We start from the raw sequence: 19,219 nt of genomic DNA, 5'->3' as shown, positions 1-19,219 counted from the left end.
TCTTCTTACAAAATAAATTGAGCGGAAGTGGCTCAGGGGTAGAGCATCGCCTTGCCAAGGCGAGGGTCGCGGGTTCGAATCCCGTCTTCCGCTCCATCGCAACTTTTGCTTATGCGGATTGACAATTGTTCTTTTTCGTTTTAATCTAGAAATAGCTTGCGGAAGTGGCTCAGGGGTAGAGCATCGCCTTGCCAAGGCGAGGGTCGCGGGTTCGAATCCCGTCTTCCGCTCCATTTATGATAAGCCGGTATGGCGGAATTGGCAGACGCGCGCGACTCAAAATCGTGAGGGAAACCGTGGGGGTTCGAGTCCCTCTACCGGCATTTACATCGGGACGTAGCTCAGCTTGGTAGAGCACCTGGTTTGGGACCAGGGGGTCGCATGTTCAAATCGTGTCGTCCCGACCATATAACGTTTTAGTGCGGGTGTAGTTCAATGGTAGAACTCCAGCCTTCCAAGCTGGTAGCGTGGGTTCGATTCCCATCACCCGCTCCATGTGTAAGTTCCAGTAGCTCAGCTGGATAGAGCAACGGCCTTCTAAGCCGTCGGTCGGGGGTTCGAATCCCTCCTGGGACGTCATAGCACGTAATTGCCCGTATGTCGGGCGTTGAATGAACGGTCAGGATTACGATAGGGCAACGGTCTCTTTACTTTGCGTCAGGAGAACGTCGAACCCAGTCGACCGGACGCCGTTGACGTAAAATGAAACCTCTTGCGGATTAAATCGCAGGAGGTTTTTTCGTATGGGAGCACATGATCCGCGCGCGGGTAAACCGGTCATACGTGGAAATAACCGGGCGCCTATGAAGTCAAAGTCTCATTATCCGCTCGATACAGCGTTTGAATTGTTTTTCAGCGTTAAGAAAGCGGAGGGGATGCGGGAAAGAACATTAGCGGATTACCAGTCGCATTGGCGTTACTTCCGTGATTGGCTATCGGAATCATACGATAACATCACTTTGGGAGAAATAACCCAGACGGTATTGCGCGAGTATCTAATTTATATGTCCAACGGTCGGACAAAGTATGACGGGGTGGACAATAGAAGACTAGAGGGCGAAACATTATCGCCTACGACGGTAGCGATCCGTTTAAGGACATTGAAGACAATGTTTAATTTTTGGGCTAAGGAGCAAATGATCGATATAAATCCGATTCTGAATCTAAAACCGCCCAAAAAAGATGATGATGAGATAGGCGCGTTTACAGACGAACAACTGCGCCTGCTTCTTTCCATGCCTGACACCCGTTCTTACGCTGGTTACCGCGACAAAGTTCTAATGATGTTACTGGCGGATACAGGACTTCGAATTAACGAAGCACTACGTCTGACGACCGAACATATTGATGTCAAGGGCCGCTGCGTCCACCTGCCGGCTGCTATGAATAAGAATCGGAAGCCGCGTATTGTACCGATATCTTCTGAAGTAATGCGTCACGTTTTTGACCTTGTGAATGAAAACAAAGCATATTTTGATACACACCATATATTTGTCAGCAATTATGGAGAACCGCTAAAAGCCGATCATTTCCGGAAACGTCTGCAACAGTATGGTGCGAAAGCTGGCATTGAGGATCAAGTACGTGTAAGTCCACACACTTTTAGGCACTATTTTTGTAAGATGTACCTTTTGAACGGCGGAGACATATTCACGCTACAACGAATCGTTGGTCATGCAGATATCGCGACAACGCGGAAATACATTCAGATGGATGATGAAAGTGTGCGCATTCAGCATGCACAATATACGCCGTTATCACGCCTGGGGATGAGCAAAATCATAAAACGGCGATAACGCCACCATACGAAAACGCCACTCAAGCGGAATTAACCGTTCGGGTGGCGTTGTTGTTTTTACCGTCATTTTCACGTGCTTTTAGGCGTTCTGGCCGCGCGGACGACCGTCCCTATTACACGGTATCAAAAGGCGCTGATTACACGCTAATTTTCCGCGAAATTTCAGTCGTGGTATCGATCGCTTGTTTAAACGACTCAGTAAACGTCGCATTGCATTTTTCTAGTCGCGCGCTAAGAGCGTCAAGTTTATCGTGAATGGCGTCCTGGCGTTGTATTATCGCTTGGAGCATTTCTTTAATTTCGTCCACTGGCGTTCCTCCTCAAAGTATAGCCCCTCCTCTAAATTAGCTTACCAAATCATTTTGTTAACCGGATCACTTAAAACATTATACAGAATACTTTTAAATCCCTCGATAAAGTGAGGTTCTAACCTATAAACTAATTTTTTAAATTGTATTGCCGCAACTTGAGTTCTAGGCGTATCCCGTACTAAGTCATTTAAATTTTTTGAGAGTATTTCTTTGTCTTTATCGTCAAAATCGTCTGTTAAGTCAGCTAGTTCAAGCGCGGCTTCTAATTTTTTCGCAATCCAAGGAAAAGGAAGACCACAATTAATACAATATGCAGGCGCTTTATAGCTATAGTTATAATTAGTGTTTATTTTGTATCCTCTAATATCGTTACTGCAGTTCTGGCATTTTGTGATTGTTTTTTCTCCGCATTCATCACAAAAAGGTTTGCACTCAGACGGATTGACCTTAGTTGAATCATTTGAAACATGTCCATTTAAACAAATTTCAGCAATGTCATACTCGTTTGATGGAGTTAAATGTCCACTTCCAAGCCAATAATTATCCCAATAGCCCCTATCCATCTTTTCTCCTCCAAACTACGAACGGGAAAGTTCGTACCTCTCATTTAGTCGGCAAAAATATTCAATTAAATAGAAGGAGATAACCCCGAGTCCTTCCTTTGCAAAGTGCATCAATCCATAGTTCATTCGAATCACTTCTTGTTAATATTTCGACATAAAAGCAGGAAATTCCTCCCTAAATGGCGAATATTTCTAGTTTGAGGGGGTGTGTGGGTTTTGTCAAGAAGCACGGATGAAATAGTTAAGATCATTAAAGAAATGCCGGAAAATGAAGTGCGAAAAACACTGGCTAAAATATTTGTTAGTATAGCAAATATAGGTTACGGTGGAAGAACCAAAGAGCAGACATTTGAGGAAATTAAAGAGATGTACGCTCATACTGTTGTATATCCACAAATATTTACCAAAGACAAATAGGCTTTGAAATCTGATGATTAAAAAGACGGTAGCTTTTCGGCTAAGGGATACATTCCCTTATTCCGATCGGCCGCCGTCTTTTTTTGTTTCGTATTGAATTTCGATGAGTTCATTAATCTCGGTTATATCGAGTACTTCCGCAATTTTCGCTAGATGCTCCTTATTAATTACACTTCTGGTGCCGCGAATTATTTCACTAATCGTACTCGGGCGTAATTTTGTTAGTTCCGCAAGCTTTCCTTGCGTCATTCCACGTTGTTCGAGTATCTTATCAATTTTTGTCACGATATGTACTCGGCTTCTCATACCAATACCCCGCCTCTACGAAACTGTTAATACTATTTTAAAATAAATTCGGAAATAACGCAAAATAGGAATTGACAATACCTAAATATCGTTATATAGTTATGAATATAAATAACGTAATATCGTTATAACCGAATACTAGAAAATGATTTAAGGAGGCTTCATTCATGGATACGCACTTACAATCGTACCAAATCCGCTATGTTCGCCACCCGTTCACGCAAAATTTCCTCGTTACCCTCGTCGGCCATTCACGCCAAAACGCGGTAATCCAACCGGCCGCCTTTATCCGCGCTACTGGCGTTCACCCGCGCGCTGTCCTCGGCGCCGCCCAAATCGACCGGGCTGCTGCTGACGCGTTCGGCTTCGTTCTAACGGAAGGAGCTGTCGCCATATGACGTACGGAGCTCGTTTTTACGCTCCTGAGCCGCGCCGCCGCCGGGTATCCGCTCGGACGATCGCGAAGCTACTCGGCCTATTGATCGCGGAGACGGTCCGCCAACTTATCGGGTAGGGGAGGGGCCGTCATGAAACCGTTAATAACCCGCATCAGCTATTACACGCGAAAGTCGAACGAGCACGGCGCGCGCCGCTTCGATTACATACGTGGTCGTACGGATCGGCAACCGCCAGCTACCCGTTTGACGCGGCTGTACCAATATCGCGACGCAATGTACCGGCGAATTCAAGCCACGAAGGAGGGCGGCTTATTATGTTAACGCCGATAACTATTCGCATGAACCACATGCGTTCGCAGGAGCCGTTTTACGCCGGCTTTCTCTTACCGGATGGCCGGAACGCTGCGTTTGAACACGGCGGCATTGCGATGATTGTACCGGTCGTACCGTTCACAAACGGCCTGCACGCTCAGGACGGCCAGGCTACGGTTATCGCTCATGTCCGAACGAACCGAGAAGCGTCGGCCGAGACACTTATTACCGAACTCTATGAACGACTGAGCCGAATGTCGGCCTTCGAACTGCTTACGGAGTACTTCGACGAGGATGCCGACGCGTATCTCCTTTTGAACGAAGAGGACGACGACGCCCCGGCTGACCCGCCGTATGACGAGTTCGGTCGCAATTTGCGATAATCCTCCGCCTGACGAGTCCGCAGCGGAAGCGGACGAAACAACGGCGCCGACGAGCGCCTTTGTCGCGGGTCTCCGCTACGAGGGAAAAAGCGCAAGCTCCCCCTTACATAATCCTTTCAAAATTTGGTTGCTTTCGGAAACAGTCCGGGTTACAATAGGAACAGAATACGAACACACGTTCGGTTTTTGGTGCAAAAACTGACAAGCCTACCCATTTTAGCAACAACGACTGAAGGGAGGTGTTAACCAGTATGCGCAAAATTAAAGTTGACGGTATGGATGCGATCTTACTCCTCGATGACCTGGCCTTAATCGTCGACGTGGAAGAAGAATGTGTAATCGTCACTCGGTTCACTAGAGACGCGAAGGGCGAATTAGAATACGATCCCAAGCGCGGCCATTTCGAGATTCCGATCAAGCTTCGCGATTATGCCCGGTTGCAAGCGGCCGAAACCGAACTCGAAGCGTTGGTCGCGGCGCTCGCTGTATGAACACCCATATACGTCGATGATTCCGTTATGGAGGAGACGGGACCGGTTAGCGACGGTTCGCCCGGCGGCTGGCAACGTCGGGCCCGCGGAAGGTTGGCGACTTACCGCGTAGTATGGCATTTTTGTTCCGCAGATATTTGGCGATATAGGCGGGAAGCGGCGGACGCTGGCACGTTCGTCACAACGCCGGCTGATTTGGCGATCACCGGTGGCTTTAGGCGTCCGGGCTTTGGCGGGCTCGGGCGCTCATTCCTACGCTTACATCTGCGGCCATAATGAAAGGATATTCGCGGTTGCAGCCGCAATGTCCCGGCGCCAACGTTAACGGCCGCGTTATTCGATACAAGTCCGACGGATACGGGCGGGATGGACTCCGCGTTTTAGGCACCGTGTCCGTCTTTATGTTCAGTAATACGGGAACATACGTTTGTGGTTTCGTGAATTTCAAAAAAATACCGCGACTTAATCTTCGTCACGGTGCCCTCTCGGCTTCATCGTTGTAGCGTCGGCTTCACTTACTTTTACGAGCCTTACAATCTCTTCGATACTTTCGACTCTCAGCGCGGTACCTATCCGGCCAATGTGATCGAGGTTAAGGCGATCGACAAAACCCCGGCATAGTTGACTGATTGCGGCTGGGCGGATGCCGGTCATCTCTGCAAGTTGTTTTTGGTTTAGTCCACGTCTCTTTAGGGCTTGGTTGATGTAAAGCTCAACGACAAGCGGCTCATTCTGATATTCTTCTTCGTCCTCGGCCGTCCATTTGCTCTTGACTGCTTCCTCGCCAATTTTTGTGAAGTACTGTGATTTCATTAGGTCAGCCTCCATGAAGGTTTTATTAACCTCATTATACACAATTAGCGAATTTACGCAAATAAGGGTTGACGAAATTACGGATACACGTTATTATGAAAACACGGTCGCGGATTCGTCCGCTTTACATAGATCAAAAACCCAAACCAAAGGAGCGATAAAAATGAACAAAGTTGACGGTAAGCAATTGAAGGAACAAATGTGGGAGGCGGAACTTGACCGCAGAAAGTTCGAACAGTACCGCAAATGGGTGGCGGCGGACGGCGGGGAAGTTACAGAGGAAGATTTCGAAGACAGCAGGACGGAGTTCAGCATTTTGCACGAATCGGAATTCCTTCGTAATGTGGTAAAAATTGTTACGGAGCACAAGTTGACGGGGAAGTTTGGCTGTTCCCTGGACCAACGCTTTCTGTCTCTTGCTACAGGCGTAAGTGAGCGACTTTTTGCGGACCTAATCGAAAAGGAGGACGACGAGTCAATTCGGTCTATCATTTCCGCCACGGTCGGGGAATTCGAATTTTCGAGGCGGGCACTAGATTACTACGGGATTTCATTCTTCTTAACTATTACGGGGAATGCCTCGGATATGTACGACTTAGGCGAAGGTTACTATTATTTTAACCATTGCTAATCCGTAAGCACTGGTTACGCTGGCGATCCTGTAACGGCGTCGTGCCGGATTGTGGCGGGTCCTTCCCGCCTTAGTCCGGGAACGTCAACTACCACGAAGGCCTTACGGAAGCCGACATTATCGCCCGAATTTTTACGGACAAAACGGAGGGTGATAACCTGACGGTCGGCCAGCGTGTAGCTGCGGAAATACTACGGGCCGATGGCGAAGGGATATTTGCGGAGGCTGAGCGGAAAGTGCGCGAGGCAGGCATAAGGGGAGCCGAAGGAGGTCGAGGCAAGCGAAGGAAAACCCCTAGGCAGAAATCTGCCGAAGGGTTAAGGCCGCGCAATATAGTCGCCACTCGCTCACGTACGTCACACGATACCGCCCAAAAAGCGATAACGATATGGCGACGCCGGCCCGACCTATTCCAACGCATGTTTAACGGATGGCTCGACGAAAAAGGCCGCGTACGTTCGTCTTCCGGAATTTACGGCGGATCGCGCCCAGGTCCGCAGCCAGCGCGTCCATCGAGCGTTGGATGGCGTCAATGTACGGGCCCGGCGTTTTAACCGCGGCGGCGATCGTCCGGCTGTCGCGCTCGAACGTGGGCGTGAGGCTAAACCAGGCAGGCGGAACAGGCCCGTAGGAATGGTACTAACGCTTGTTCCCGTTGGATGTCCACATCCGCGCGAACATACTGGATTATGGCGGGTCCCTTCCCGCCCTAGTCCGGCCCAAAACCGCGGCCGTCCTAGAACAACTATACATTTAACGCCGGTCTTAAACAGTAAGAGCTTGGCGTCAAAGTAATAGTCATTCCATCCGTCCGCGGTTTTAGGACGGGTGGGGCAAGGAACGAAGTGACGCGGCAGGCTCTTATAGGTTCGCGCAGAGTGTTAACACTCAACGGGAACAAACGTAGTATCTGCTGCGCTTCGCTTGCAGTCACCGCGATAAAGAGCAATCGCGTCGAAACGAATTTTTGCACCCCAAGCGTGCAGAAATCGAAAAAATACCCAGTAGTGGCGCGGCTTTCCGGCGTTTTTCCTTAAAGCGAAAGTATACGTTTTTAACGGAGTGGCGTTGTCGTAGCGAACGAAAACGGGAGGGGACCGGATAATGGTTAAGGTGACGGTGATAGACTCTGTGATGGGTAGTGGTAAAACGTCGTGGGCAATCGCGCACATGAATGAAGCGCCAACTGACCGAAAATTCATCTTCATTACTCCGTTTCTCGACGAAATTGAACGCGTAAGGTCCGCCGTAATGAAACGGCAATTTATTTCACCTGACAACGATAATGTAAAGGGGCGGAAAATGTACGATCTCAAACAGTTAATCGTTCAGGGCGCGGATATTTGTGCGACTCATAGCCTGTTTCGCGATGCTGACGACGAGTTGGTCGAACTGCTTACCGACGCGGGGTATACGTTGATTCTGGACGAGGCAATGGACGTCGTGGAGCGCGTTAATATCGGGCCGCAAGATATTCGATCGCTCTTGATGTCGCAGTATATCAAAATCGAGGAAAACCGCGTTATATGGTTATTTGACGAATACAATGACGCGCGATTCTCTGATATCAAGCGACTAGCGAAGGCGGGCAACCTGTTCATTTACCGTGATAACTTTCTAGTATGGACTTTTCCGCCGAGAGTTTTCGCGGTGTTTGAAGAGGTCTATTCAATGACGTATCTATTTAACGGACAACTTCAACGATACTACTTCGATCTTCACGGCATTGCGTACGAGTATCGATCGGTGCGAAAGACGAGGGACTATTACGAGTTGTGCGATTATGATGTTCGTGCCGAAAACCGAGAGGAATTGTACGCACTTATCGAAGTATATGACGGAAAGCTCAACGACATTGGGCGCCGTAAGAATGTGCTAAGCTCGGGTTGGCTTGACCGGGCGAACGGCGATGTCATAGGCGAACTTAAGCGCAACCTTTATACATACTTACGAAGCCATTGTGAAGCTTCGGCGGGGGAAATTATTTGGACAACGTTGAAGGACTATCGCCACCAACTTAAGGGGAAAGGATTTGCAGATAGTTTTCTTGCGGTAAATGCACGGGCTACAAACGAATATGCAGACAGGTGGGCTCTCGCTTACATTTACAATCGGTACATGAATCCGCAGGAGAAGACGTTCTTCCAAGAAAACGGTATTCAAGTCGACGAGGAAGCGCTGGCTGTCTCCGATCTATTGCAGTGGATTTGGCGGTCACGTATCCGAAACGGGCAGCCAATAAAACTGTATCTGCCGTCGAGCCGGATGCGCTCGCTACTTCGCGCATGGGCCAATTATGAAATATAACGGAGGAGGTGCGTGCCTGGTGACGCTTGCGGCTCTCGAATCCCTCGCAAATAGGACGGTTAAAGCCGATTTCTACAGTATCCACGAGCTTATGGACGAATACGCTGCCGCGATCGAGTCGCATATGGCGCAGATTGGCCGCCGCGATCTTGTTACCGCCGACCGTCGCGACTGTCCCGAAGGTAAGGCGAAGCGCGTCGAACTTAGCCGTTTTTGGAAGGCGGTCGAAACGATGGCCGACCGGATCGATTACGTCCGTGAGAATATAGAGCGCGCCAGTAACCGGGAGGCGATTGCCGCGAGAACCCGCCGCGAGTGGGAAGCGCTGGAACGGGTGTACCTCGAAGAGACGGTCGGCAAACGGCCTGTTCTGCCGGCGGGCGATAAACGCCGGGTATGCTCCGCGTGGGGCTGCCATACCGTCTACCTACCGAGATCAAAGCGCCCGTCCAAGTTTTGCAGCGAAAAATGCCGGCATAATCAGAAGTCGGCGGCTGCGCGGCTGAAGGCAAACGGAACGTATCTGCCCGTTAAGGAGTACGATCACTATCGGCAGACATACGCCGCAGTCCGGAGTACAGCGTGGGAGGCTCCGCTTGGGGCTGCTCATGGGGTCGCGACCGACGGAAGGGACTACCGGAAGAGAACGCGGCGCGGCCGGACAAGTCGGGAAGTGGCGTATTTCGATCGTCTTAGCGTACAGAGGGAACGAGAGAAGCCGGGAAAAGTGGTCCGGTATAATTTAACGGACGTTGCGCATATCTTCGACGAGCAGGGGCGGCTCCGCACTGGAACGGAGTGGACAAAAGCGTCGTCAGTTCGTGGAATAATTTTATATTGTAGTTAGAAGAAGATTCGGCAGCCCGGTCAGGGTTTGGCCGGATTTTTTGTTTTATTTAGGGATTCAGCAACAAATGTTGCTTGAAAGGGGGCTCTGACATGATGATCGACAGCGACGTGCTGCGCAAGATTCGAAAGGTTTACCGTTTGACGCTCGAGGAGATGGCGGCCTTGCTCCATGTTTCCAAGTCTCACCTTTGCCGGATTGAGAAGAACGAGCGGGCTTTGACGCCGACGATCCGCGGACACCTTGTTTCGGAACTTCATTTAACGCCCGTCAAATTAGCGGAAATCCTTCGGCTTTATGACGAATTTTCGGTAGGCGGAAGGGGCGGCGGGACATCTTGAAAGAACGAGCTAAGACATATTGCGAATTTTTCCGGCCGGACGCCACGTGTGCGCTTATGGAGGCGTTGGTAACCGAGTCGGACCCGCATTGTAAGCTATGGCGCGATCCGCCAGACGATTGTCGGTATCTGCGACTCGTGGTCGCGAAACAAAAACGATAACGGCGACGGGGGCCGTTAATCCCTGGGCAACACGCAGGAAAAATCCACGGCAAGACTGCTAGGCCAACGTAAGGAACGATACGGAATGGTTACGGTTTACTACGAAGACGGCTCTACCTTCGTCCAGTATGCGGAAGGCAAGCGGCCGCTGAAGTTCGATGTTTATTTGATCGATAGTCCAGAAAGCGACGCGTACCTCGATACGATAATCGACTTTGTCATCGCGACCGCCAATAAGCCCGAGCATATCGCGAAAATGGAGCCGGCGAAATATTGGGCGTTGATTGAGCGGCTTGGGACTATGTTTTGTAGGGCCTACTCTCCTACGAAAAATCACGGGGTCACAAAAGCAAAGATTCGCAGCGTTGTCTATTTCGTGTTGGATAACGCGATTAAGGCGGGCAGGTGGCCGACCGCGTATGTGATAACGGATAAGACGGCTGTTCAATTTGGAGGCGATTATGTACAAAGTGAACCGGATTGAAACGATCGACCACGGCCATAAGAAGCTCGCGCACATGCTTGATACCAATATCGGCAAGGAGTTTATTATCACATTCGGCGGTGACGTATCGGACGCACGGATTCGGTTTATTGCGCCGATGCTTGCGAAAAAAGAGATGAAACCAAAACGGAGGGGTACGGAATGAACGAATTTGTGGAGTCGAAGACATGGGAAGGCGGGCCTGGAACGGGCCAAGATATCGAATGGCTGGGGCCGTCGCTTGGAGTATCACCGCGCATGGAACGTACGGAACGGAAAAAGCCGAAAGCGCCGAGCGTGGGAAGCGCGGGAAGGAAGTACGGCACGGTCATGCGGTGGTATAGCGAGCGCGGCTTCGGTTTCATTCAACCAGACAGCGGCGGGGCCGATATCTTCGTTCACATTTCCGAGCTGCGACGGTCCGGCATCGACCGGTTAACCTGGGGCGAGCGCGTATCGTACGAAATCATTAACGGCAAGAACGGCAAGCCGGCCGCTGTGAATATCGAAGAACTACAAAATTAATCCAAAAAGGGGATATCTAAATGAGTAAACTAGCGGACTTAAAAAAGCACATCGAAGCAGCCCGCGAGGTTGAATCCGGAATCACATACAAGTACCGCGTTTTTCACGAGCCGTTTAAGGACGAAAGAGCGCGAATCGAACGCGCCTTCAGAGGCGACGCCTACGAAACCATGCGAAAACTACTCGAAGAACGCCAAACGCGCGAATTAATGCACATGATGCGTAACGAAACCCGCCAGTATCGCGACAACGCCGCCAAGGCGAAGAAGCTCGCGGAGGACATCGTCCACGGCGCGGTCCCGGCCGCTGACCCCGTTAAGGCTGAGCGGTTCGAGCGCAGATTAGCGGACCTGAAAACCGAGATTCTGCTTTCGGAGGCGAAGAAAGGCGCGGACGCACTCCGCCAATTTATTACGGAGATCGACGAGCCAGCTTTTGCGGAGCGTGTACGGTCGGAGTTTTCGGAACTCGTCGCGCCGATCCTCTCGTCGGCCGGTCCGGAAGCCGGAAAATATCGCGTGGAGTTGACGCGGGCATTTGATACGGTACGCAGCGCTCAATTGACGGAGGAGGCGCGCGAAGCTCAGAGACTATTAGGCGTGGCCGACGCAATGTTATCGAAAGGTCTCTGCGGCCTTATAGTTGTTGAGCACGCCAAGGAAGCGATGGGCCCGAAAGTGGCCGCGCTGCTTAACGATCCGGACCGTTATTTCGAGGAGAACCCCGAGGCGGCCAACGTCGCGCCCGGTCAGAAAACGGAAACGGAATCCGCGGTTGAGTACGTACTGACGATGCAGGACCGTCCGGCCAGTCCGTACGTCAGCCCCAGCGGACCGGGCTCGGCGCGTACGGTCGGCAAAACCAACCCGTATATCATTCCACCGTCACCCTTTGACCGGGAATAGGGGGTCCTCCGTATGAGAGTGAACCAAGACGATAGAGGTAACACGATTATCGAAAAGGACGACGCGGTTGTTGCGGCTGCGGCCGGCATGGACTTAGGCGTTACGAGTTGGTCGTACGTCGACGGCAGCGGCCAGACCGTACGTATCGATATCGCGAAAGAACCCGTTGACCTTGACGCGCTGGCCCGCCTTTACCTGCGGGCCTACGGCAGCAAGCGAAAGGAGGACGCGGCGGCCTATTGCGTTCATAAGGCGCGGCTCCTCGCGTCCTTCCGTCGTCGTGACGTGTTGGGAAGCCGCTACGAATGAATCCGGGAATGAAGGGGAGGTTTTGATAAGTGCGTTATTCCCTGTACGTAGCAAGTGCGGCGGATGAGCAGCGGGCGGCTTTTTCGTGGCTTCTCGCTGACCATGAGGCCGTTAGAGCCCGCGGCGTGTACCTCTCGCACGGGGAACGCCGCCTTGACGGTAACTATTGCGGCCATGTCGCGCTTCAGAGAGCGTTACGTGAAGCGGCCCGGCAGGAGGGCGTTATTCAATTGCATGTCCTGCTTGACGAAACGGTTGCGGACGCGATCGGCTACGAATTATTGGACGTAACGGCCGCGCTTTACCCGTCATTGTGCCAGACGACCCGCCGAGTGATGAGGCGGTTTGACTTGTGCGAGTTGGCCGCCTTTAAACGGGATGAGGATGCGACGCCGCACGAAATCGCTGCGCTCGATGACGCAGTTGACGCGTTAGAGCAAGCGCGGTCAATTAGCGGGCGGCTACGCTTATGGGCCGGCGTCCTACTTAATCCCACGAAAATAATCCGATAGGAGACTACGCTATTTATGACAAATTTGCCCGAAAAAGTGGCCGCAGCAATTGCGGCGTATAAGGAAGCGCTAAGTGGCGTTACCGAGAGCGCCGAGCGTGTTGAAGCACGTACGAACGAGATCCAGACGGAACTTGCGCGGGCTAAAGCGGAATTGGACGCCGCTACTGACGCCGCGATCGAGAATCCTACGCCGGCCAATACGCGACGAGAAACAGACCTGCGAAAGAGAGTCGCCGAACTGACGCTTGAGCTTAGCGGGGCCGAGCACCGTAAGAGGCGGGCTTTTGAACTCGGCCAGTCGAAACTTAGCGAACTCGCCCGCCAGGCGGTCGTTACCGGCCGGGAAGAAGCGGTCCAATTTTTCGAAGAAAACCACGCTGACAAACTGAAGGCTATCGCTGACGCCAAGTACGCGTATCTGCAAACGCTAATCGGTTATCACCATTTCCGCAAGCAGGCGGCCGCTTATTATTACGAGGCCGTGCGTCAGACAAACCCAAGCCTATTTAGCCAAACCGACAGCCCTTACTTTGCGGAGGTCTCGTTTACGGATCGGTCCGGACCGCAGATTTACGGAATTTCCCCGAATGAAGTAGACAGAGCAGTAAGGCAGGGGACTATTTGGCGCGGAAGCTGCGAGCATGGTAAGGAGATTACAGAGGAGTCAGACCAATGAGGGATATCATCTCTTACGGAGGTTTTAGTGGAACAGGGAGCCAGACGATAAAGTTCTCAGAGCCTGGGAGTCAGATTTGTATTTCAAATGATGGTAGCGGCGAGATGAAGTTTTCGTTAGGGACCTCGCCGGGCGGGGCCGACTACTACTTCTTTAACGACATGGTACTTCTGCCCGGAGAGATATTCGACGAATGGGTCCCTCCGTTTACGCAGATAAAGATCGAGGCGAGCGGACCCTACCGTGGGTTCCCGCGCAGAATGATTTAAGACGAAGGGGCCCGCGTGGCCTCTTTTTTTCATTTCGTAAGGGGGACGCAAATGGACAAACAGAGAATTGACCGTATTGCCCGCGCCTTTATGGCGTTAACCGTCGAACTGGCCGAAGCCGCCCGTGCTGGCGAATACAATCCGGAAGACTTTAAACGTCGGACGGAACGCAACCGGGCGGCCATAGCCGAACTGGCAACGTCCGACGACGCACGTTTACGGAGGGCGGCCGTTCTTATGTCGGCCGTACTCGCGGACCTGCCCGGCATTGACGACCCAGACGTAGACCGGCGGCTTTTTACTAATGGCCGCGAGTGGGAGCGGATCATGACCGAGGTGACGGCTGATGTTTGAACTAAAAGCCAAGATTTCACTCATTGACATGTTGACCGCGCCCATGCGAAAGGTTGAGCGTCAGGTGAAGAGCACCGAACGGGCCACGCGCATGTATTCGGATGCGACAACGAAGCTTAGCGATAGTCAAGGCAAGTTAGCGCGCTCAGCCGGTCAATCGTCAAAGCAAGTGGAAGACGTCAATCAGCGTCTGTCCAAGATGTCGAGTAGCGCGGGTACTTGGGTCGGCAGGATCGGCAAAACAGCGGCTGCATTCTCCGCGCTCGGTGTGGCGGCGGCCGGCGTAGCAGCGGGCGGGCTGGCGTTCGGTGGCCTCAAACGTGCGATGGATTACGAGGCGCAGTTATCGTCGATCCAGGCGCTAACCGGCGCGTCGGCCGAGGAAATGAAGCTGATGAACGCGCTCGCGCTCGAAATGGGCGCCAAGACGAAATATTCAGCGCTTCAAGCTGCGCAGGGTATCGAAGAGTTGCTGAAAGCGGGCATCGAACCGGCCACCGTTAAGGCGGGCGGACTTGAGGCGGCGTTAAACTTGGCGACAGCGGGCGGGCTTGACCTCGCGGAGGCAGCGGAAACTATGGCTACGTCGTTAAACGCGTTCAAAAAGGACGGACTTTCTGCGAGTGATGCGTCGAACATTCTCGCAGGAACAGCGAATACGGCTGCTACGGACGTGCGGGGCTTAGGGTTCGCGCTGGCATCTGTTGGTGGGGTCGCGGACATGATCGGCCTTTCGTTTCGTGACGTAAACACTGCGATTGGCCTAATGTCAAATGATGGCTTGAAGAACGGGTCGGACGCTGGTACAAGTTTCAAATCGATGTTAATGTACCTACAGCCGCAGACGGAGAAGGCAACGGAATTATTTAATAAGCTCGGCATTGGCGTAGGTAAGGCGAATAAGTTCTTCAAAAATGGAAAGATCAAGGACTTGGCTGGCATCTCCGAAGTGTTGCAAGAAACCTTCAAGAATATGTCAGAGCAGCAGCGAACGGCGACGTTTCTCGATATCTTCGGAACAGACGGCGTAAAGGCGGCCAGTACCCTCTATAAAGCGGGAGCGGACGGTGTGAAGAAGTTCCGAAAGGAAATGTCGGAAGTCACGGCACTTGAGGTTGCGAAGAAGAAAATGGATAATGCAGCCGGAGCGGTCGAGCAGTTTAAAGGCGCAGTCGAAACTTTGCAAATCAGTGCTTTAACGCCGGTGTTGCCGATTATCAAGAAAATCGCACTTGCTGCCGTAGGTTTCGTAGAGAAGTACACACCAAAGATTACGGCTGCTGTCGAACGCATGGTCAGTAAAGCGAAGGAGTACGTTAAAGATCGTTTCATAAATAATCCGGCGTTTCAAAACCTGACGGCCGAGGGAAAAATAAGATTCGTAATTGACGATATCCTATCGAGCTTCAGCGGATGGCTAAAAGGCGAAGGCGGCGCGCAGATAAAAAGCGTGACGGAAACGCTAGTCAGCACGTTAGCGGCCGGCGTTGAAGCCGCCAGTCAGCCGCTTGTATCTACCGCGCTATCGTTGGGTAAGGCGCTGGCGAACGGCGTTATCGAGGGTTTGCAAAATGCGCTCGCAGACCACCCACTTTACGCGGCCATTGCGGGCGGGGCGGCCGGATCGCGGTTCGGCATCTACGGCGTAGTTGCGGGGGCCGGCGCGGGCGTAATCGCTTCACAGGGCGCGTCTATTAAAGTTGAGCGTAAGAATTACGAGAAGATCGTTAAGGACCCGAATAGTATCATGAACCGGGTCACAGGCGGCCAGAGCGCGGGGCCTTTAATGAGCGGCGGCGCTGAAAAACCGGCCGGTATCGACCCGTTTAAGCCGTTCGGTAACGTCCAGATCGGCGGCCTTGATGCGGACGCCTTAACGAATGTGCCGGGACATAGCGGCGGCCTCGACCGTGTTCCATACGACGGTTACGTTGCGCGCCTTCACAAAGATGAGCGCGTGCAGACACGGACCGAGGCGAACGAGTACCGCAGCGGCCGGTCGTCCACCCAACCCAATACGGTGAACGTGACTTTCAACTACAACGGTACGGGTAACGCAGCCGCTGACGTTCAGGAAATGATGCGCCTAATGGTGCGGGAATTGGAGGCGTTACGTTAAATGCTAAACAAAGAACCGCTAGAGGGAGGGCCACCTGCGAAGCTTGCGCAGATTATTAAGCAGCTCGGCCACAACGATTTTGACCGTTTTGAAATCGCAACGGTAACGGCCGCACCTCCGGCCCTTAGCTTACGCATAAACGGTATGAAATTTGACCTTGACGCGTCCGACCTCGTTGTGGCAGAACACCTGACAACACGTAAGGTAACGGTATCAAGCGACGGCGGCAACGTCTGGACGGAAATGCACGTCAAGTCACCGCTTGAAGTTGGAGACCGCGTCATAGTGGCGTCAATGAATAACGGTCAGGCATACGTCGTTCTAGACCGGGCGATTACGTTATAGAGCGGAGGGAATATAAATGGCCGATACATTAGAGATGATACGTGCTGATATTACAGATTTAAAGGAGAGATTACGCGAGCTCCGCATCGAGCAAGGGAAACCGCCGGAAGCGCCGCCGAATTTTGTCCCGGTCCCGCTATCGATCGTATTAGCCGAGCGGGTGCGGAGCTTTATTCCCATCGCAATAAAGTATGCGTCGCTGCTGGCGGGCGGGACGCTACACCGAGTCGATACGTCCAAATTTGAGCACTACCGGAGGGACGCGGAGTTACTGTGCAGGTCGACCGGACTATGGTGCAGCCTTGTCGGCGGCGGTGTGTACGCGATCATTCGCGTCATGGATGACGTTAACGCCATTATTGACGCCGGCGAGGAAGAAAACGCACATATTCCGGGCCTTTTGAGGCGATTCCATTTTGCGCTTGAGTTGGCGCGGCATGACGTTCAGCACGACATGTGGGATGGCTACGAGAGCGAGGCGTCACTTACACGCGCAGAGGTTGAGCGGTTGAAAAACGACCCGGCTGCGTTCCAAGCGGCATACGACGAGGCCTTAGCGCACTATGAAGCGATCAAACAGGAGGTATAACGAATGGCGACAGTACGAAGGAGAACGCTAGAGGAGCAACTAACGCCACAACAACGGAGAGCCGCGCAGCTTATCGTCCAAAACGATTGGGCGGAATTGCTTAGCGAGGACGGCCGCAAGAAAACGATGCAGGAAATCGCGGAGGAAGTCGGCATAGCTCGCTCGACGCTATATGAATGGAAAGCGCAAGAGCAGTTTATTGAATACGTGAACTATTTGACCGATAAACAATTAGAGTCGATGCGGTCGGAGGTTAACGTCGCTATCATGAAAGCGATCCGCGGCGGCAATAACGGGCTGCCGTCGGTTAAGGCGCTGGACCTCTATATGCGGCGTTGGGGCCTTTTAACGAACGTAGAGGTAATCGACGACCGCCGCGAACGTATCGAAAGCCGCCGGAAAACAGATGAGGAGGTACGTAAGGATATCGCGGAGCTTGACGCGATGATTAACGGTAACGAAGCAGGTTAGCGATAGTGAATTCGTGGGCGCTCGTTTTGCGGGCGTCCCTTTTTTGTCCGAAATGCGAACGGAATTGCCGTCGGCGGCAAACGGTAGGCAGGGCGCGGCTTTATTCCGTGAATAAACGTCTTCCCTACGTGGACATATCCGGACGGAAAGAACGCTATGTACCGCTGTGTGGCGTTGTGAATAACGCTCATTTACGGGCTGGCGGCTCCGGGCGGAAGGGCACGCTAAATTCTCGGGGTTGGCGGCCGGCTGCGCGTATATTCGCTGCATAACGTACGAGTTACGATTAAGACGAAATGGCGTAACGACGCGGGTTCCCGGCGTCTGTATACGAATGAATAAACGATCGAAATCGGCCGAGCGCAGGGAATGGCGTAACGACGCGGGTTGGCGAAGTATAGCATGACACACGTTCTAATAGGCCGTTGCAGGATGCTTTTGAATATTTATTCATGAAGAATGATCCCCCCAAGGCCCCCTCTAAATACCCTTCAACAAGCCACCATATAGTTCGCAAGTCAGTTTTATTCTTGAGGGTTGCTTCCTATTAAAATATGCGCTAATATAATAGTAACCGCAAGAGTACATGAGAACGTTGGTCGCCGTCTGAATGACCGTATCAGGATACGCAAGGGTTACGGGCAATTACGGATACTGCCGCAAACTTCTAAGCCGTCGGTCGGGGGTTCGAATCCCTCCTGGGACGTCATATTTGAAACGAACAAGGTCTGGAAACAGGCCTTTTTTCTTATGTATTCTTGCTGGGATTTGCGCTATAGACGTTGGCCTGCCCTTTTGCAGCGTGTTAATATCGTGGCAATTATGGAAGACTTCTGATACAATGGATTAAAGCTCCTTTCGAGGGGCTTATTTTATTAAGGAGGCATGCATATGAGTCCTATGGCAGTGCAAAGGCTGAGCTCACGAAGGATAAGAACGTATATAGGGGGGGATATCTACTATGAACCCTAGTTTCGGACGTGGCGCCCGTACCCAGTTAATTAATCAATTGCTCTATTTTGACGAGCAGAGCAGTGCGTTTCTTGACGACTTTTGCCCGCAGCAAGGAAAGGAACGAGCGAGTCTCGAAAAGTTCATCGAACAATATACGGCAGTGTTGGAACGTATATTGGCGCAAGATGAAGTGCAGTTCATGCATTCCTTATATTCCAAAGTGCTGATCGGAAGCAGTGTCAAAGTGAAGTATAAGGATGACGGCTCGGAAGAAGCGTTTACGATTGTATTCCCAACCTTGACCGCGCCTGAGAAAAATTATGTTTCTTTCTTGTCCCCTATGGGGCGCCAACTCCTCTTAGCTGCGTCTGGCGAGGTACAAACCATTGAAATTCCTGCTGGCAGCTTTGACGTATCGATTGAAGAAGTGAAGTACGCTTACTCCGGAGAATTTACAAAAACAGGCTAGAGCCCTTGAAATAGCATCACGGTGTAGAAGAACAGCTCTTTTCGATCTAAGGGGCTGTTCTTTTTTATCAAGTCTTTGCTATACAAATTGTCTACAAAATTTAGCGTTCCGGTTACATTTTGGACCCGGCTATAGCAGTTTGCAGCCATATGACTTA

The 19,219-nt window shown here is 51.8% G+C and carries 28 protein-coding genes and 6 tRNA genes; 30 read left to right on the top strand and 4 right to left on the bottom strand.

Annotation, left to right across the window (positions count from 1 at the left end; genetic code table 11):
* The first annotated feature begins 21 nt into the window (after positions 1-21).
* The 7 genes from PEH01S_RS25950 to PEH01S_RS25920 all read left to right on the top strand — a co-directional run bounded on the left by PEH01S_RS25950 (position 22) and on the right by PEH01S_RS25920 (position 1,796).
* Positions 22-96: transfer RNA gene (locus PEH01S_RS25950), tRNA-Gly, on the top strand.
* 62 nt (positions 97-158) lie between these two features.
* Positions 159-233 (top strand) — tRNA-Gly (locus PEH01S_RS25945).
* A gap of 10 nt (positions 234-243) precedes the next feature.
* A tRNA-Leu gene (locus PEH01S_RS25940) sits at positions 244-323 on the top strand.
* A 7-nt stretch (positions 324-330) separates the two neighbouring features.
* Positions 331-407, top strand: a tRNA-Pro gene (locus PEH01S_RS25935).
* A 14-nt stretch (positions 408-421) separates the two neighbouring features.
* A tRNA-Gly gene (locus PEH01S_RS25930) sits at positions 422-495 on the top strand.
* A gap of 7 nt (positions 496-502) precedes the next feature.
* Positions 503-576 (top strand) — tRNA-Arg (locus tag PEH01S_RS25925).
* Positions 577-743: 167 nt separating this feature from the next.
* Positions 744-1,796, top strand: coding sequence for a tyrosine-type recombinase/integrase (locus tag PEH01S_RS25920; RefSeq protein ID WP_127488936.1), 1,053 nt, complete (start codon positions 744-746; stop codon positions 1,794-1,796).
* 139 nt (positions 1,797-1,935) lie between these two features.
* On the opposite strand, the gene PEH01S_RS34790 is transcribed toward PEH01S_RS25920, so the two are convergent.
* Both PEH01S_RS34790 and PEH01S_RS25915 read right to left on the bottom strand, forming a co-directional pair.
* On the bottom strand, positions 1,936-2,106 hold the full coding sequence (locus PEH01S_RS34790) for a hypothetical protein (protein ID WP_164828045.1): 171 nt from the start codon (positions 2,104-2,106) through the stop codon (positions 1,936-1,938).
* Positions 2,107-2,147: 41 nt separating this feature from the next.
* On the bottom strand, positions 2,148-2,672 hold the full coding sequence (locus PEH01S_RS25915) for a DUF2321 domain-containing protein (RefSeq protein ID WP_127488934.1): 525 nt from the start codon (positions 2,670-2,672) through the stop codon (positions 2,148-2,150).
* Positions 2,673-2,888: 216 nt separating this feature from the next.
* Between PEH01S_RS25915 and PEH01S_RS25910 the strand changes: the two genes are divergently transcribed.
* A complete protein-coding gene (locus tag PEH01S_RS25910) occupies positions 2,889-3,089 on the top strand; it encodes a hypothetical protein (RefSeq protein WP_127488932.1) in 201 nt (66 codons plus the stop codon).
* Positions 3,090-3,146: 57 nt separating this feature from the next.
* Here PEH01S_RS25910 and PEH01S_RS25905 read toward each other — a convergent pair whose 3' ends face one another.
* Positions 3,147-3,395, bottom strand: a complete 249-nt coding sequence (locus PEH01S_RS25905; protein WP_127488929.1) for a helix-turn-helix domain-containing protein — start codon at positions 3,393-3,395, stop codon at positions 3,147-3,149.
* 167 nt (positions 3,396-3,562) lie between these two features.
* On the opposite strand from PEH01S_RS25905, the gene PEH01S_RS25900 reads away from it, so the two are divergent.
* From PEH01S_RS25900 to PEH01S_RS25885, 4 genes are all read left to right on the top strand, one after another.
* Positions 3,563-3,793: a hypothetical protein gene (locus PEH01S_RS25900; RefSeq protein ID WP_127488927.1), complete on the top strand. Its 231-nt coding sequence runs from the start codon at positions 3,563-3,565 to the stop codon at positions 3,791-3,793.
* 129 nt (positions 3,794-3,922) lie between these two features.
* Positions 3,923-4,114, top strand: coding sequence for a hypothetical protein (locus PEH01S_RS25895; RefSeq protein ID WP_127488925.1), 192 nt, complete (start codon positions 3,923-3,925; stop codon positions 4,112-4,114).
* Positions 4,108-4,488 carry a hypothetical protein gene (locus PEH01S_RS25890; RefSeq protein ID WP_127488923.1) on the top strand — a complete coding sequence of 127 codons (381 nt, stop codon included), beginning with the start codon at positions 4,108-4,110 and terminating at the stop codon, positions 4,486-4,488. Before PEH01S_RS25895 ends, PEH01S_RS25890 begins: the two co-directional genes overlap by 7 nt.
* Positions 4,489-4,739: 251 nt before the next feature.
* The gene (locus PEH01S_RS25885; RefSeq protein WP_127488921.1) at positions 4,740-4,979 is read left to right on the top strand and encodes a hypothetical protein; all 240 of its coding nucleotides are present in this window, start codon (positions 4,740-4,742) and stop codon (positions 4,977-4,979) included.
* 462 nt (positions 4,980-5,441) lie between these two features.
* On the opposite strand, the gene PEH01S_RS25880 is transcribed toward PEH01S_RS25885, so the two are convergent.
* Positions 5,442-5,792, bottom strand: a complete 351-nt coding sequence (locus PEH01S_RS25880; RefSeq protein WP_127488919.1) for a helix-turn-helix domain-containing protein — start codon at positions 5,790-5,792, stop codon at positions 5,442-5,444.
* Between the two features lie 163 nt (positions 5,793-5,955).
* Between PEH01S_RS25880 and PEH01S_RS25875 the strand changes: the two genes are divergently transcribed.
* The 18 genes from PEH01S_RS25875 to PEH01S_RS25790 all read left to right on the top strand — a co-directional run bounded on the left by PEH01S_RS25875 (position 5,956) and on the right by PEH01S_RS25790 (position 19,062).
* Entirely contained in the window at positions 5,956-6,423 is a 468-nt protein-coding gene (locus tag PEH01S_RS25875; protein ID WP_127488917.1) for a hypothetical protein, read from the top strand.
* A gap of 1,104 nt (positions 6,424-7,527) precedes the next feature.
* On the top strand, positions 7,528-8,730 hold the full coding sequence (locus tag PEH01S_RS25870) for a hypothetical protein (RefSeq protein WP_127488915.1): 1,203 nt from the start codon (positions 7,528-7,530) through the stop codon (positions 8,728-8,730).
* 19 nt (positions 8,731-8,749) lie between these two features.
* Positions 8,750-9,577: a hypothetical protein gene (locus tag PEH01S_RS25865; protein ID WP_127488913.1), complete on the top strand. Its 828-nt coding sequence runs from the start codon at positions 8,750-8,752 to the stop codon at positions 9,575-9,577.
* Positions 9,578-9,669: 92 nt separating this feature from the next.
* Positions 9,670-9,918, top strand: coding sequence for a helix-turn-helix domain-containing protein (locus PEH01S_RS25860; RefSeq protein ID WP_127488911.1), 249 nt, complete (start codon positions 9,670-9,672; stop codon positions 9,916-9,918).
* A 246-nt stretch (positions 9,919-10,164) separates the two neighbouring features.
* Positions 10,165-10,563 carry a hypothetical protein gene (locus PEH01S_RS25855; RefSeq protein ID WP_127488909.1) on the top strand — a complete coding sequence of 133 codons (399 nt, stop codon included), beginning with the start codon at positions 10,165-10,167 and terminating at the stop codon, positions 10,561-10,563.
* Positions 10,541-10,729, top strand: coding sequence for a hypothetical protein (locus tag PEH01S_RS25850; protein WP_127488907.1), 189 nt, complete (start codon positions 10,541-10,543; stop codon positions 10,727-10,729). Before PEH01S_RS25855 ends, PEH01S_RS25850 begins: the two co-directional genes overlap by 23 nt.
* Positions 10,726-11,088, top strand: a complete 363-nt coding sequence (locus PEH01S_RS25845) for a cold-shock protein (protein ID WP_246063067.1) — start codon at positions 10,726-10,728, stop codon at positions 11,086-11,088. Before PEH01S_RS25850 ends, PEH01S_RS25845 begins: the two co-directional genes overlap by 4 nt.
* Before the next feature lie 20 nt (positions 11,089-11,108).
* A complete protein-coding gene (locus PEH01S_RS25840) occupies positions 11,109-11,993 on the top strand; it encodes a hypothetical protein (RefSeq protein ID WP_127488905.1) in 885 nt (294 codons plus the stop codon).
* 12 nt (positions 11,994-12,005) lie between these two features.
* Positions 12,006-12,302, top strand: a complete 297-nt coding sequence (locus PEH01S_RS25835) for a hypothetical protein (RefSeq protein ID WP_127488903.1) — start codon at positions 12,006-12,008, stop codon at positions 12,300-12,302.
* A gap of 29 nt (positions 12,303-12,331) precedes the next feature.
* Entirely contained in the window at positions 12,332-12,814 is a 483-nt protein-coding gene (locus PEH01S_RS25830; RefSeq protein ID WP_127488901.1) for a hypothetical protein, read from the top strand.
* Between the two features lie 15 nt (positions 12,815-12,829).
* On the top strand, positions 12,830-13,492 hold the full coding sequence (locus PEH01S_RS25825) for a hypothetical protein (RefSeq protein WP_127488899.1): 663 nt from the start codon (positions 12,830-12,832) through the stop codon (positions 13,490-13,492).
* Positions 13,489-13,761 carry a hypothetical protein gene (locus PEH01S_RS25820; RefSeq protein ID WP_127488897.1) on the top strand — a complete coding sequence of 91 codons (273 nt, stop codon included), beginning with the start codon at positions 13,489-13,491 and terminating at the stop codon, positions 13,759-13,761. The genes PEH01S_RS25825 and PEH01S_RS25820 overlap by 4 nt, the downstream gene beginning before the upstream one ends.
* 51 nt (positions 13,762-13,812) lie before the next feature.
* Positions 13,813-14,115: a hypothetical protein gene (locus PEH01S_RS25815; protein ID WP_127488895.1), complete on the top strand. Its 303-nt coding sequence runs from the start codon at positions 13,813-13,815 to the stop codon at positions 14,113-14,115.
* Positions 14,108-16,234, top strand: a complete 2,127-nt coding sequence (locus PEH01S_RS25810) for a phage tail tape measure protein (RefSeq protein ID WP_127488892.1) — start codon at positions 14,108-14,110, stop codon at positions 16,232-16,234. Before PEH01S_RS25815 ends, PEH01S_RS25810 begins: the two co-directional genes overlap by 8 nt.
* The gene (locus tag PEH01S_RS25805) at positions 16,235-16,579 is read left to right on the top strand and encodes a DUF2577 family protein (protein ID WP_127488890.1); all 345 of its coding nucleotides are present in this window, start codon (positions 16,235-16,237) and stop codon (positions 16,577-16,579) included.
* Between the two features lie 16 nt (positions 16,580-16,595).
* Positions 16,596-17,168 (top strand): hypothetical protein, encoded by a 573-nt coding sequence (locus PEH01S_RS25800; RefSeq protein ID WP_127488887.1) that lies wholly within the window; start codon positions 16,596-16,598, stop codon positions 17,166-17,168.
* A 3-nt stretch (positions 17,169-17,171) separates the two neighbouring features.
* The gene (locus tag PEH01S_RS25795) at positions 17,172-17,639 is read left to right on the top strand and encodes a phBC6A51 family helix-turn-helix protein (protein ID WP_127488885.1); all 468 of its coding nucleotides are present in this window, start codon (positions 17,172-17,174) and stop codon (positions 17,637-17,639) included.
* 961 nt (positions 17,640-18,600) lie between these two features.
* Positions 18,601-19,062, top strand: a complete 462-nt coding sequence (locus PEH01S_RS25790; RefSeq protein WP_127488883.1) for a GreA/GreB family elongation factor — start codon at positions 18,601-18,603, stop codon at positions 19,060-19,062.
* Positions 19,063-19,219: the final 157 nt, after the last annotated feature.

It is taken from the genome of Paenibacillus ehimensis NBRC 15659 (assembly GCF_004000785.1).
Lineage (GTDB): Bacteria > Bacillota > Bacilli > Paenibacillales > NBRC-103111 > Paenibacillus_G > Paenibacillus_G ehimensis.
This window is presented reverse-complemented; position numbering and strand designations above follow the sequence as displayed.